The organism is Mycobacterium sp. ITM-2016-00318 (assembly GCF_002968285.2).
In the GTDB taxonomy this organism is placed as follows: Bacteria; Actinomycetota; Actinomycetes; order Mycobacteriales; family Mycobacteriaceae; genus Mycobacterium.
Genome location: NZ_CP134400.1, coordinates 5,189,689 through 5,202,947 on the forward strand (window position 1 = coordinate 5,189,689; position 13,259 = coordinate 5,202,947).

Annotated in this window: 11 protein-coding genes; 2 read left to right on the plus strand and 9 right to left on the minus strand. The window is 67.0% G+C overall.

Annotation, left to right across the window (positions count from 1 at the left end; translation table 11 throughout):
* Positions 1–8: 8 nt before the first annotated feature.
* From C6A82_RS25545 to glf, 6 genes are all read right to left on the minus strand, one after another.
* Positions 9–1,085: an esterase family protein gene (locus C6A82_RS25545; RefSeq protein ID WP_105345835.1), complete on the minus strand. Its 1,077-nt coding sequence runs from the start codon at positions 1,083–1,085 to the stop codon at positions 9–11.
* Between the two features lie 185 nt (positions 1,086–1,270).
* Positions 1,271–3,280: a flagellar motor control protein ZomB gene (gene zomB, locus C6A82_RS25550; RefSeq protein WP_396836722.1), complete on the minus strand. Its 2,010-nt coding sequence runs from the start codon at positions 3,278–3,280 to the stop codon at positions 1,271–1,273.
* Entirely contained in the window at positions 3,258–4,214 is a 957-nt protein-coding gene (locus C6A82_RS25555; protein WP_105345837.1) for a decaprenyl-phosphate phosphoribosyltransferase, read from the minus strand. Before C6A82_RS25555 ends, zomB begins: the two co-directional genes overlap by 23 nt.
* Positions 4,211–4,735: a phosphatase PAP2 family protein gene (locus C6A82_RS25560; protein WP_105345838.1), complete on the minus strand. Its 525-nt coding sequence runs from the start codon at positions 4,733–4,735 to the stop codon at positions 4,211–4,213. The genes C6A82_RS25555 and C6A82_RS25560 overlap by 4 nt, the downstream gene beginning before the upstream one ends.
* Positions 4,728–6,677 (minus strand): glycosyltransferase, encoded by a 1,950-nt coding sequence (locus C6A82_RS25565; protein WP_105345840.1) that lies wholly within the window; start codon positions 6,675–6,677, stop codon positions 4,728–4,730. The genes C6A82_RS25560 and C6A82_RS25565 overlap by 8 nt, the downstream gene beginning before the upstream one ends.
* Positions 6,674–7,867 carry a UDP-galactopyranose mutase gene (glf, locus tag C6A82_RS25570; protein WP_105345842.1) on the minus strand — a complete coding sequence of 398 codons (1,194 nt, stop codon included), beginning with the start codon at positions 7,865–7,867 and terminating at the stop codon, positions 6,674–6,676. Before glf ends, C6A82_RS25565 begins: the two co-directional genes overlap by 4 nt.
* A 168-nt stretch (positions 7,868–8,035) precedes the next feature.
* Here glf and C6A82_RS25575 point away from each other — a divergent pair, with 168 nt between their 5' ends.
* Positions 8,036–9,001, plus strand: coding sequence for a hypothetical protein (locus C6A82_RS25575; RefSeq protein ID WP_311101538.1), 966 nt, complete (start codon positions 8,036–8,038; stop codon positions 8,999–9,001).
* A gap of 155 nt (positions 9,002–9,156) precedes the next feature.
* Complete coding sequence (locus tag C6A82_RS25580) at positions 9,157–10,749, plus strand: N-acetylmuramoyl-L-alanine amidase (protein ID WP_105342248.1); 1,593 nt, start codon at positions 9,157–9,159, stop codon at positions 10,747–10,749.
* Between the two features lie 133 nt (positions 10,750–10,882).
* Here C6A82_RS25580 and C6A82_RS25585 read toward each other — a convergent pair whose 3' ends face one another.
* The 3 genes from C6A82_RS25585 to C6A82_RS25595 are packed head-to-tail and all read right to left on the minus strand — an operon-like array spanning position 10,883 to position 13,235.
* A complete protein-coding gene (locus C6A82_RS25585) occupies positions 10,883–11,701 on the minus strand; it encodes an HAD family hydrolase (protein ID WP_105342250.1) in 819 nt (272 codons plus the stop codon).
* Complete coding sequence (locus tag C6A82_RS25590; RefSeq protein WP_105342252.1) at positions 11,698–12,441, minus strand: 1-acyl-sn-glycerol-3-phosphate acyltransferase; 744 nt, start codon at positions 12,439–12,441, stop codon at positions 11,698–11,700. Before C6A82_RS25590 ends, C6A82_RS25585 begins: the two co-directional genes overlap by 4 nt.
* 5 nt (positions 12,442–12,446) lie before the next feature.
* Positions 12,447–13,235, minus strand: coding sequence for a 1-acyl-sn-glycerol-3-phosphate acyltransferase (locus C6A82_RS25595; protein ID WP_105342253.1), 789 nt, complete (start codon positions 13,233–13,235; stop codon positions 12,447–12,449).
* Positions 13,236–13,259: the final 24 nt, after the last annotated feature.

Below are 13,259 nucleotides of genomic sequence, written 5' to 3' on the forward strand. Positions count from 1 at the left end.
CCGCGTGCTCAGCCGCCTGTGGTGGCCGAGGCCGTGTCGGTGGAGGCCGACGCGGCGGTGGCCGCCGCCTGCTCCGGGGTCGGATTGGACGGCTGCGGAGTCGCGCCGAGCACCCGCTGGATGTCGGGCTTCATCTGCTGCAACTGCGCGCCCCAGTACTCCCAGCTGTGAGTACCGTTCGACGGGAAGTTGAACACACCGTTCTTACCGCCCGCGGCGATGTACTGCTCCTGGAACGTCTTGTTCGTCCGCAGGGTGAAGCCCTCGAGGAACTTCGCGTTGAAGTTGTCGCCCGCGATCTCGCCGTTGACGTCGCCCGGCTTGCCGTTACCGCAGTACACCCACACGCGGGTGCCGTTGGCGACCAGCGTGGCGATGTTCACCATCGGGTCGTTGCGCTTCCATGCCGGATCACTCGACGGGCCCCACATGTCCTTGGACTTGTAGCCGCCCGCGTCACCCATCGACGTGTTCACCAACATCGGCCACCAACCCTCGGAGAGGTTCAGGAAGCCGGACAGCGACGACGCGTACTGGAACTGCTGCGGGTAATAGATGGCCAGCGTCAGCGCGGCCGAACCGGCCATCGACAGACCGACTGCCGCGTTGCGGTTCGGGTTCACAGCCTTGTTGGCCGCCAGGTAGGCAGGCAGCTCGGAGGTGATGAAGGTCTCCCACTTGTAGGTGGAGCAACCGGCCTTGCCACATGCGGGTGCGTACCAGTCGCTGTAGAAGCTGGACTGGCCGCCGACCGGCATGATCGTGGAGAGACCGGAGTCGACGTACCACTCGAATGCCGGGGTGTTGATGTCCCACCCGTTGAAGTCTTCCTGCGCGCGGAGACCGTCGAGCAGATAGACGCCCGGGGCATTGGCGCCGCCGTTCTGGAACTGGACCTTGATGTCGCGTCCCATTCCCGCGGACGGAACCATCAGGTACTCGACCGGCAGGCCCTGCCGTGAAAACGCCCCCGCAGTCGCCGAGCCTCCGACGACGCCGACGAGGCCGGGCAGCACGGCGGCCGCCATGGCCGCGACCGTGAGCCGGCGCGCCAAGGCGCCGCGCATCTTCCCAACGAACTTCATGCTTCATCTATCCCATCTGTCGTATGCCGCACCCGAGATCACAAGACCCACTCGGCTCAGGCGCCCGTGTAGTCAACCACACCTTGGTGTGATATCTCTCCTCAGCTGCTCTCCTCCGTGGTCGCCGCCTACCCCCGTTAAGTGCGGTGACCAGGTCTTATTCGAAAGCTTGCACGAGCGCGAGGTCATGGACCGCTCGCGGGCAATCCGGTGTACTCGGGAACGACGGGCTTCGGAATCGGCAGCCCACACCGGATGAGTTCGTACATCGGTACCCGATCGATTCGGTACTTCGTGAACCCATAGGCGTGCACCACATTCGACAGGAAGCGGCGCGGACCCAGCGGATCTCGTATCGAGATCAGCATGGATTCGGTGGCCGGACATTCCAGAGCCACCTCGGCCTGGGCGATCCAGTCCTCGTCGAGATAGGGCGGGAGGTAGGGCGGCTCCTTCAGAAACGGGCCCTCTGCGACGGCCCAGTCGGGGAAGAGGTTCTTGTCGTGACCGATCCGGCCGTCCTCGAGACGCGCGGTGTGCGCGGCAATCGGGTTCGCGAGCCCGATCTGGTCGATCACCCGCACATCGAGGCCGACGTTCATGCCGAGCATGCCGAGGTTTGTGAAAAACACTGTGTGCGGGCCGATATAGGACTCCCGTTGCTCCGGCGGCATGTCCGGCGGCGGCGGAATCGCGGGTACGACGTCCCACTGGTCGTAGTTGCCCGCCGGCAGGAGCAGCGCCCCGTCGGGCGTGTTGTCGAGCGCGACCAGCACGGCCCGCATCCGGGGGTAGTCCAGATAGTCGGCGGCCGTGAGCGGGTGGGCGTGGCCGGTGGCCTGCGAGTAGAACCGCCGTTCGTCGACGATGCCCGTATACGTCACCCGGGTTGCGTCGGAGCCCATTCCCGGCGCATTGGCGGCCCACAACGACCAGCCGACGACGGCGAGCCACAACACCGATATGATGCCGGCGAGCTGGTATCCCACTCCGCGACTGAACTTTTCGCCGTCCGGAAGCAGGACGGGTATCACCGCGATAGGCGCCACCAGACAGAACATCGGCGTGAGCAGAACCCGGCCGTGCATGAAGTCGCCGCCCTGCCGAATCCAGTAGGCCGCCTGCAGAAGCCCGCTGACGACGATGAACAGCACGACGGCGGGCGGACTCTGCACCATGCGCGCGAGCCTGCTGTAGCCGTAGGGCGCCTCCCGCCGGATCCACCACGGCCGGCTGCGGGTGGTCAACAGGATGAGGGCCAGCACACCCAGCAGAAGGGCGGGCAGCCACAACAGATACGGCTCATCGAAATTGTTCAGGTACACCCAGCCGTGCGCCCACTTGTCACCCGTGGCGTCCTTCGCCAAAGCCGTTTGGGGAAACAGCAATCCGTAGTAACCCATGCGGAAGATCTGGTACGCGACCGGGAGCAGTCCGCCGGCTGCGACGATCAGGCCGCGGCGGCGCCAATCCCGTGCCGCGATCAGCATCATGATCAGGGCCAGTCCGCCGATCAGCGCGAGTTCGGGGCGGACGAGAACGGAAAGCCCGGCGACAAAGGCGAGCGACGCGTCGAAGAACGGGCTGACCGCATTGCGCTGACCGGTGTCCCGATAGGAACGCAGCGCCTGCGACCAGCACACCATCATCCACCACAGCAGCCCGAGATAGGCAAGCACCAAACCGTTTTCGAGACCCGAGGTGGCGAAGTCGCGTGCGGGCGGCACCGAGATGTAAACCAGGACACCCGCGGGTAACAGCAGGGCGCGGCGGCCCTGCAGGCTCGGTGCGTACAGCCTGCCCGCCCCGAGGATCAGGAACACGACACCGGCCACGCTGAGTACGAGTGCCAACCACAGCGCCACGTACTCGAGTTGGGTCGGGCCGCCGATCAGGCCGCCGAGGTAGTTCAGGTAGGTCCACAGCGTCGACGTGTTCGACTCGACGCGTTCCCCCTTGTTGAAGACGGGGCCGTTGCCCGCCATCAGGTTCCTCACGGTCCGCAGGACGATAAGGCCGTCGTCGGCGATCCAGCGGCGCTGCCACGCACCCCACGCGAACAGGGCGCCCACGACGACAACGCTGCACCACAGACTGACCCGTGCGGTGATGTCGAAGGGAAATGCGGGCCCGGCCGCCACCCGAGGGGCGTCTCTCGGTGGCCCTTTCGGGTCAGCCGAGGAGAACAGCGGCACCGATGGTTCCGATCCACGCGACCGCCAGAAGCTGAAGCACCCGATCCTTCAGCGCAATTTCCTCCGGTTCGCCTGCCAGGCCACTGTCGACGTCGACGGCGTAGCGCAGGATCGCGATCGTGAACGGGATCATCGTGATCGCGTACCAGGAGGCGTTCGCGCCGTCACGCTCGAATGCCCACAGCCCGTAGCAGACCACCATGGCGGTCGCCGACAGGGTCCAGACGAAGCGCAGATACGTCGACGTGTAGCTCTCCAGAGACTTGCGGATCTTGGCGCCCGTCTTCTCCGAGAGCTGTAGTTCGGCGTACCGCTTACCCGCCACCATGAACAGCGAGCCGAACGTCATCACCAGCAAAAACCATTGCGACAGCGGGATATTGGCCGCCACGCCACCGGCGATCGCCCTGATCAGGTACGCCGAAGAGACGATACAGATGTCGAGCACCGCTTGGTGTTTGAGGCCAAAGCAGTACGCCAGTTGCATAGCGATGTAGACGCCGATCACACCGGCCAGATTCGGCGTCGCGAGGAACGACACCGCCAGCGCCGCGATCGCGAGCACCACTGCTGTGCAGTACGCGAGCCACTGCGGCACCACGCCCGCGGCGATCGGCCTGAACCGTTTGGTCGGGTGCGCGCGGTCCGCCTCGACGTCACGCGCGTCGTTGACCAGATAAATGGACGACGCGGCGAGCGAGAACGCCACGAATGCGATCGAAACCTTGACCGCGACCTCACGCCAGTCGTACTGCACGTCGCTGCCGAGGGCGGCCACCGGAGCGATCAGCACCAGCAGGTTCTTCACCCACTGGCGCGGACGCGCCGCCTTGATCAGGCCGGTGACGACGTTGCGGGGTGGGCCCTTCTCCGGTGCCGCGTCATCGCTGCGCTTCTCCGCGCTGGACGCACTGCTGTCACTCGAGATGCTCATGAGGTCTCCTTCGGCCCCGACGCGATGAAACCCACCGTCTTCGCGACGGCAGCGCCGACCGCGACGCCGGTGATCACGTCACTGGGATAGTGCACGCCGAGAACCATGCGGGACAACGCCATCGGTGGCACCAAGAGTGAGGGCAGCGGCAGGCCGGTGACCCGCGCCAGCAGAACCGCCGCCGCCGTGGTCGAGGTGGCGTGCGCGGACGGGAAGCTGAGCCTGCTCGGGGTGCCGACGTTGACCGCGATGCTCGGGTGGTGCGGACGTTCCCTTCGCACCACGCGCTTGATGATGACGGCCGCGGCGTGCGCGGCGAACGCCCCGACTCCGACGGCCAGCCATGCCCGCCGCTTGGCGGGTTGACACAGCGCGCCGAGGCCCGCGATGGCCAGCCATCCGATGCTGTGCTCGCCGAAGTGGGAGAGGATGCGCGCGCCCGCGAGCACGCCTGGCCGGTCGGCAAGCGCCGACTGAACCGCGACCAACGCGGCCTCCTCGCCGCGCCGAACATCAGCCATGACCCGGGTTCTCCACAAGGCCCCCCTGGTCGTCCCCTACGCTCCGCGTGTGGGCCCATCGCTCCCGCCCCCGGGGATCGAACACGGCCTCCCAGGCCTGCACACCGGAAAGCGTGGGAAGCGCGTCACGGTATGCCTTGCGCATGTCGTCGAAGCGCCGCAACAGCTTCCGTTGGCGCTGAAGGGACTCCCGCAATAGCGCGAACATCGTGGCGCGGTCGCGCTGGCGGTAGACCACGCCGCGACTGTCGGCGGTGGTGACCGTGACCCCGTCGACGCTGCACAGCAGGAACCAGCGCGAATCCTGCGTGGGCACGTTCAACTGGGGCCGCTCATGGTGCGCCGGGTCGGCCTTGCTGAGGTTGTGCAGTACTCCGCGGAGCAGCCGAACCGCCTTGCCCGGCGGCGTTCTCGGCTCGCCGACCCGGCCCACCAGGCCCGAGGGAGCCGGCAGCTGCGTGGCGGACGGGAGAATCACCGCGTCGGGGTACTCCTTGCGGAGCCGGTGCACCTCGGGAAGGGCCGACTCCAGGATCGCGAAGATGTGGTCGGGCCCGGCAAGGAAGTCGTCCATGGCCTTGTTCTGGATGGCGACGGTCGAATATTCCAGACACAGAAGGTGTTTCAGGGTGGCCTTGAGGTGGCTCCGCACCAGTCCGCGCACGTCGCCGTCCCAGTGCAGCGCCGCGACCACCAGCCGGTTGCGCAGATGGAAGTAAGCCTGCCAGTCGATGGCGTCGTCCTTGTCGCTCCACGCCATGTGCCAGATTGCCGTGCCCGGCATGGTGACCGTGGGATAGCCGTGTTCGGCGGCGCGCAACCCGTAGTCGGCGTCGTCCCACTTGATGAACAGCGGCAGCGGCTGGCCCAGTTCGTCGGCCACCGCCCGCGGGATCATGCACATCCACCAGCCGTTGTAGTCGACGTCAATGCGACGGTGCAGCAGCTTGCTGTCGGAATACCGGTCGTTCAGCGGCTTTCGGGCGAAGTCGTGGTCGTACTTGGTGTGCGGCGCGTTGGTCCACATGAAGTCGTGTCTGCCGACGATTTCGCCCATCACGTGCAGGTGGGCCGGATCCTGCAGGTTGAGCATCTGACCGCCGACGAGCATCGGTGTCTTCGCGAACCGGCTCATCGCCAGCGCCCGAAGAATCGAGTCGGGTTCGACGCGGATGTCGTCGTCCATGAACAGGATTTGTTGACAATCGGTGTTCTTCAGCGCCTCGTACATCACGCGGCTGTAGCCGCCGGACCCGCCGAGGTTGGGCTGATCGTGGATCGAGAGGCGATTGCCCAGCGGCGCGGCGGCTTCCGCGAAGTCGGGGTGCTCGCGAAGCTTCCTGGTGCCCTGGTCGGGCACGATCACCGCGCCGATCACCTCGTCGACCAACGGGTCGGAGGTCAACGCTCGCAGTGTGTCCACGCAGTCATCGGGCCGGTTGAACGTGGGCATCCCGACCGCGATGTTGGCCGTACCCGGCGCGGGCACCGGCGCGTACCAGCCTGCGTTCTGCAGGGTGACCGCGCTGTCGGTGGTGATGTCGAACCAGATCCAGCCACCGTCCTCGAAAGGCTCGAGGCTGACCTCGAACTCGACGGGGGCAGGGCTGTCGTGGTGAAACGGCTTGCCTTCCACGAAGATCCGCGCGCCGGTGGCCTTGCTTCGGTACACGTCGACCCGGCCATTGCCGGTCAGTTCCGCGCGCAGCACCACCGACTTCAGGATCGACCAGCGCCGCCAGTAGCTCGCCGGGAGCGCGTTGAAGTACGTCGAGAACGAGACCTCGGACTCGGCGCCGATCTGCAGCGTCGTCCTGGTTTCGGCGTGCGCCCGGCGGGCGTTGGTGGTCGACTCTTCGAGGTAGAGCTTGCGAACGTCGAGCGGTTCGCCGGGGCGGGGCAGGATGATGCGGGCGAGCAGGCTGACCGCGGTATCGGTCATGATGTCTCGACCTCGTGCAGCGGTTCGCCGTCGCACAGGTGCGGGGCGAGCACGTTGTCGTACATGTTCAGCGCGCTCGCGATGGCCATGTGCATGTCGAGGTACTGGTAGGTGCCCAACCGTCCGCCGAACAACACCTTGGCCTGCGCGGTTTCGGCCTTGGCCCGGCTGCGGTACGCGGCGAGCAGGGTCCGGTCGCCTTCGGTATTGATCGGGTAGTACGGCTCGTCGTCGTCGTCGGCGAACCGCGAGAACTCCCGCATGATCACCGTCCTGTCGTCCGGGTAGGCGCGCTCCGGGTGGAAGTGCCGGAACTCGTGGATCCGGGTGTAGGGCACGTCCTCGTCGTTGTAGTTCATCACCGGGGTGCCCTGGAAGTCGCCGGTCGGCAGCACCTCTAGCTCGAAATCCAGTGTGCGCCAGCCCAGTCGACCCTCGGCGTAGTCGAAGTAGCGATCCAGCGGGCCGGTGTACACCACGGGGGCGTCCGGGCTTTCGGCGCGCAGCGCCTCGCGCACGTCGAACCAGTCGGTGTCCAGCCGCACCTCGATGCGGTCGTCGGCGGCCATGTTCTTCAGCCACGCGGTGTAGCCGTCGACGGGCAGGCCCTCGTAGGTGTCGTTGAAGTAGCGGTTGTCGAACGTGTAACGGACCGGCAGCCGGGTGATGTTGCTCGCGGGCAGTTCCTTCGGGTCGGTCTGCCACTGTTTGGCGGTGTAGTGCTTGACGAACGCCTCGTACAGCGGACGCCCGATCAGCGAGATGGCCTTCTCCTCGAGGTTCTTCGCATCGGCGGTATCGATCTCGGCGGACTGCTCCTTGATCAGCGCACGGGCCTCGTCGGGGGTGAAATACCTGCCGAAGAACTGCGACACCAGGCCCAGCCCCATCGGGAACTGGTAGGACTGCCCGTTGTGCATCGCGAACACGCGATGCTGGTAGCCGGTGAACTCGGTGAACTGCCGCACGTAGTCCCACACCTTCTTATTGGAGGTGTGGAACAGGTGCGCGCCGTAGCGGTGCACCTCGATGCCGGTCTGCGGTTCGGGTTCGGAGTACGCGTTGCCGCCGATATGCGGTCGCCGGTCCAGCACCAGGACCCGCTTGTCCAGCTGTGTCGCCACGCGCTCGGCGATCGTCAGGCCGAAGAATCCGGAACCGACGACAAAGAGGTCAAAACGAGCGGTCATCGGCAGCCAGGGTATCCGACCGCGCTGCGCCGCCCCGAATCCAATACGGGCCCAATGTAGCGATTCGCTCACAATTGCATCTCGTCACTCTAGACCCACCAGTCACAGCAGTAACATCGTTCACGTAACCAGCACCGCCCACGTAGTCCATGTATTGAGGAGACTTCCGTGCCAAACCGACGTCGACGCAGGCTCTCGACAGCCACGAGCGCAGTCGCCGCCCTGGCCGTCGTGAGTCCATTTGCGGTATCCGCCATTTCCGAGATGACAAAGCCCGCGCCCCAACCGCGCGAGTTCCAGTCGGCCGCCATGGTGACCGATCTGCCGAACGAACTCATGTCGGCGCTCTCACAAGGTTTGTCGCAGTTCGGCATCAATCTGCCGGCCGTGCCCTCGTCACTGACCGGCGCCGACGCCGGGATGCCGACCACGCTGACCGCGCCGGGCAGCCTCGCCTCGCCCGGCCTGACATCACCGGCCCTGGCCCCCGGCACATCTCCCGCCCTGACCCCCGGCCTGACGACGCCGCCCGCCGCCGGTCTGCCCGGCGCGACGACGCCGCCGCTGACCGACCCTGCGTTGTCCAGCACGGCGCTGCTCGATCCGGCTGCCGGCCAGTTGGCGACCGCCAATCCAGCGCTGACCAGCCCGGCACCACCGACCCCAGGTGGGCCTGCTGGGCTGCCCGGCCTGGCAGGCGACGCCGCAGGCGCCGTCAATCCGGCGCTGACCAGCCCGACCGGGGCGGTTCCAGGTGGCCTGACGACGCCGCCGGTCACCGGGCTCGACCCGGCGCTTGCGACGACGCCGATCTCCAATGCCGCGGGCCTGCCCGCGCCCGGCGAGGTGCCGATCTCGGCGCCGATCGGGCTCGATCCTGCCGCGGGTACCTACCCGATCCTCGGTGGCGACCCGGGTCTCGGGCTCGGCGCCATGCCCGCCGCCAGCACCGGGGGCGGCGGCGGCATCTTCAGCGAACTCAGCAGTGCTGCGCAGCAGCTCGGCGCAGGCCAGGCCATCGATCTGCTCAAGGGTGTGGTGATGCCGATGATCACCTCGGCGATGAAGCCCGCCGCAGCGGCGGCCCCGCCGCCGCCACCCGTACCGGCCCCACCGGCTCCGCCTGCCGGATAGTCCTGCCTCTAAACGGCGCCGCAGAGCCAAGTGGCGGGTTCTGCGGCGCCGTTGCAGGGCATGTGAACCAACAAGGGTGCGTTTTGGCCGTGTCGAAACACTGGTAACAACTGACCCATACGTAACATCGATCCGTGCCGTCCCGTCTACACCCGATGTTGTTCACCGCAATCGCGGGGACCGTGGTGATCCTTCCGTGGGCGCTTCCGAGCACACCGTTCGATGAAGACCGCCGCCCGCTCGCCGAGCAGACCCAGTTGACACAGCAGCCGCTGACCGGCCTCGGCGGCGGCGAAACGATTCGCGAGATCCACCAGGACACCCCGTTCTCGCTCGTCGCCCTTACCGCGACCGACCTCGATGGGACCTCGGCGCGGGTGCGGGCCCGCAAGCCCGACGGCTCGTGGGGGCCGTGGTACGAGGCCGAGAATCTCGACGGCGTCGGCGACGCGTCGTCCGCACCCCGCGGCACCGAACCGGTGTTCGTGGGACTCACCACCACGGTGCAGATCGCGGTGAACCGCCCGGCCGGCGCAACGGCATCCGCGCCGCAGAAGCCCGCCGTCGTCGTCGGCCCCGCCGATCCGGACCTCGGCTACCTCCCCGCCAACACCAACCAGCCGTTCGGGCAGAACGTGAACGCCGTGTTGATCAGCCCGCCACAGGCGCCGGTCGGTGATCTGCCGCTGCCCAACGCCGTGACACCGCCGGGCCAGCCGCCGAACATCATCACCCGCGCGCAATGGGGCGCCGACGAATCGATGAAGTGCCCCAACACCGTTTACGACGATGGCGTGCGGGCGGGCATCGTGCACCACACCGCGGGAAGCAACGACTACGGTCCGCAGGATTCCGCGGCGATCGTCCGATCGATCTACGCGTATCACACCCGCACCCTCGGCTGGTGCGACATCGCCTACAACGCATTGGTCGACAAGTACGGGCAGGTGTTCGAGGGGCGGGCCGGTGGAATGGACAGGCCGGTCGAGGGTGCGCACACCGGCGGGTTCAACAAGGACACCTGGGGTGTGGCGATGCTCGGCAACTTCGACCTCGCACCGCCGACACCGATAATGCTGCGCACGGTCGGGCGGCTGCTCGGTTGGCGTCTCGGCATCGACCACGTCGACCCAAGGGGCACAGTTGTTCTGCCATCGGACGGCGGCTCGTTCACCCACTTTGCGAGGGGTGCGACGCCGACCCTGCCGACGATCTTCACCCACCGCGATGTCGGCAACACGGAATGTCCCGGCAACGGCGCCTACGCGTCGATGGACCAGATCCGCGACATCGCTTCGCGTTTCAACGAGCCACTGCCGCCACCAAGCCTCAAGGACCTACTGCGCGGCGGTGCGATCCTGGCCAAGTGGGAATCGCTCGGCGGAGACACCAGCGCACTCGGCGCACCGCGGTCCCCGGAAGCCGCCGGTGAAGGCGGTGCCCGCTACGCGACCTTCGACAAGGGCGCGGTGTACTGGTCACCGGAAAGCGGCGCCGAACCCGTCACCGGCGAGATCTATCAGGCGTGGGGTTCACTCGGCTACGAGCGCGGCGCGCTGGGGCTGCCGACAAGCGGCGAGATTCAGGAGCCGCAGTGGATAGTGCAGAACTTCCAGCACGGCACGCTGAACTTCGACCGTGAAAAGGGCACCGTCACAAGGGTTATCGACGGCATAGCCGAGGAGCTACCGCCCTCGGACGACGCGCCGGTCCAGCTGGAGCGGATCAAACCCATCGATCCCAGCTGATCAGGTGATCGTCATCCGACTGAGCTGGATTGTCGGATTCCTCAACGCGGCTCGTCCCTCCCCGCTTGATCGTCATCCGACTGAGCTGGATCGTCGGATTCCTCAACGCGGCTCGTCCCTCCCCGCTTGATCGTCATCCGACGTCCCACCAGCGTTCCAGCACCTGCGCCAGCCCGTCGTCGGTGTTCGGCGCCGTGACCTCGTCGGCCGCCTCGACCGCCTCGGGGTGCGCGTTGCCCATCGCCACACCGAGGCCCGCCCACCGCAGCATCGGGATGTCGTTGGGCATGTCACCGAACGCCACCACACCCTCGGCGGTGATGTCATACGGCCGCGCCACTTCTTCGACTCCGGTTGCCTTGCTGATACCCAGCGGCACCACCTCGATCAGGCCGTTGTTCGTCGAGTAGGTGATATCGCCTTGCAGGCCGACATGTTCGGCCAACTCGGCCGCCATCTCGGAGCTGCGTGCGCCCGCCTTGCGGATCAGCAGCTTGATCGCCGGCGCACCGAGCAGATCCTCGACCGACACCTCGGTGTTGTCGGGATTGAGCCACGCGTGCTCGTAGCCGGGCGAGCTGACGAACTGCGGGGTGGCCGCGTCGTGGGCGGTCCTGCCGACCCGCTCTACCGCGAGGCCGGCGCCGGGGATGACGCGGGTGGCGATCTCGGCGATCTCACCGAGCTCGTCCGCCGACAGCGTCCGCGCGGACACGACCCGGTCGGCGGCGGGGTCGTAGATCACCGCGCCGTTCGCGCAGACCGCCATCGGCGCGAACCCGAGCGCATCGACGACGGGTTGCACCCAGCGGGGCGGGCGGCCCGTCGCGAGCACGAACCGGGTGCCCGCGTCCACCGCGGCCAGTACGGCGCTGCGGGTGCGCGGGGTGATCATTTCGTCGTCGTCGAGCAGCGTGCCGTCCACGTCGCTCGCGATCAGTTCGGGTGTCAAGCCTGCTGCTCCCTACGGGCGCGCTCGGCCAGTTCGGCCTCGTCGAGCACCTTCGCTTCGTCGAGCGTGGGCGCCGATCCGCCCATCCGCCGTGGCACCCAGTACGCGCCCTCGGGATGCTCGTAGGACTCCTGCGCCCGGTGCAGCACGACGGTCATCGCCTCGCGCATCGCGGCATCGGTCTGCGCGACGTTCTCGGCAGGCGGCACCGGCGCACCGACGGCGACGGTGAACGGGATCTTGCCGCGCATCAGCCTGCGCGGATGGTCCTTGGTCCACCGCCGGTGTGCGCCCCACACGATCAGCGGGATGATCGGCACCTGCGCATCGATGGCCATTCGCGCCGCCCCGGTCTTGAACTCCTTGAGCTCGAAGCTGCGGCTGATCGTCGCCTCCGGGTACACGGCGACGAGCTCGCCCGCACGCAGCCGATCCACCGCGACCGTGTACGCCCCCCGACCCGCCTTGCGGTTCACCGGGATCGTCCCGGTGTGACTGATCAGGAAGTTGACGACCTTCACTTGCGTCATCTCCTGCTTGATCATGAAGCGCAGCCGCCGGTGCCGCTTGTACGCAGCCAGCGCGGCGGGCATCCAGTCCAGATAACTGGTGTGATTGATCGCGACCACGGCGCCGCCGCGGTCGGGGATGTGCTCGAGCCCGTGGTAGGTGATTCGGGTTCCGGATACGGCAACACCTGCGCTGCAGGCGATCTCCAGCGTGCGGAAAACCGGTTCCATCTGTTCTAGCCCGATGCTCCAGCCGGGTCGCCCCCCTGCTCACGGCGCGCGGCCCTCGCTTGGGCCTTCTGGCTGGCCTCCTCGGCGTCCATCAGGTTCGCCTCGGCCAACGTGGGCGCCCCGCCGCCGAGTCGGTGTGGCACCCAGAACTCGCCCGGCGGATGAGGCCCGTACTCGTCCTGCACCTTCTCCAGCAGGTGCTGCATGCGCGAATGCAGCAGTGCGGTCAACTCGGCCGCAGGCAGCGTCGGGGGGATCGGCTCGCCGACCGCCACCGAGATCGGCACCTTGGGCCGCCACATGTTCTTCGGATGTCCCTTGGTCCAGATGCGCTGGGCACCCCACACGATGTGCGGCACGATCGGAACGTCGCACGCGATGGCCATCCGCGCCGCGCCGGATTTGCAGTCCTTGATCTCGAAACTGCGGCTGATCGTCGCCTCGGGGTAGACGCCGACCAGTTCGCCCTCTTTGAGCTTCTCGCAGGCCTGCCCGTAGGAGGCCGAGCCGTCGGCCCTGTCCACCTCGATGTGTCGCAGGCTACGCATGATCGGACCGGTGATCTTGTTGTCGAAGACCTCTTTCTTCGCCATGAAGCGCACCTTGCGGCCGCGCTTCTGCCGGTAAGCCGGCAGACCGGCGAAGGTGAAGTCGAAGTAGCTGGTGTGGTTGATCGCGACGACGGCGCCACCGGTGACCGGCAGATTCTCCACTCCGGTCACGGTGAACTTCAACCCCTGCAACCGCCACGCCAGGCGGGCGAGTTGAATCACGGTGCCGTAAACGGGTTCCACACCTGGCAGCCTAGCCTCGTGACG

Excerpts from the sequence above, each read along its gene's own strand:
- C6A82_RS25565 (WP_105345840.1), bottom strand. The coding sequence starts at position 6,677 with ATGACCGATACCGCGGTCAGCCTGCTCGCCCGCATCATCCTGCCCCGC.
- glf (WP_105345842.1), bottom strand. The coding sequence starts at position 7,867 with ATGACCGCTCGTTTTGACCTCTTTGTCGTCGGTTCCGGATTCTTCGGC.
- C6A82_RS25555 (WP_105345837.1), bottom strand. The coding sequence starts at position 4,214 with ATGAGCATCTCGAGTGACAGCAGTGCGTCCAGCGCGGAGAAGCGCAGC.
- C6A82_RS25560 (WP_105345838.1), bottom strand. The coding sequence starts at position 4,735 with ATGGCTGATGTTCGGCGCGGCGAGGAGGCCGCGTTGGTCGCGGTTCAG.
- C6A82_RS25580 (WP_105342248.1), top strand. The coding sequence starts at position 9,157 with ATGTTGTTCACCGCAATCGCGGGGACCGTGGTGATCCTTCCGTGGGCG.
- C6A82_RS25590 (WP_105342252.1), bottom strand. The coding sequence starts at position 12,441 with ATGGAACCGGTTTTCCGCACGCTGGAGATCGCCTGCAGCGCAGGTGTT.
- C6A82_RS25545 (WP_105345835.1), bottom strand. The coding sequence starts at position 1,085 with ATGAAGTTCGTTGGGAAGATGCGCGGCGCCTTGGCGCGCCGGCTCACG.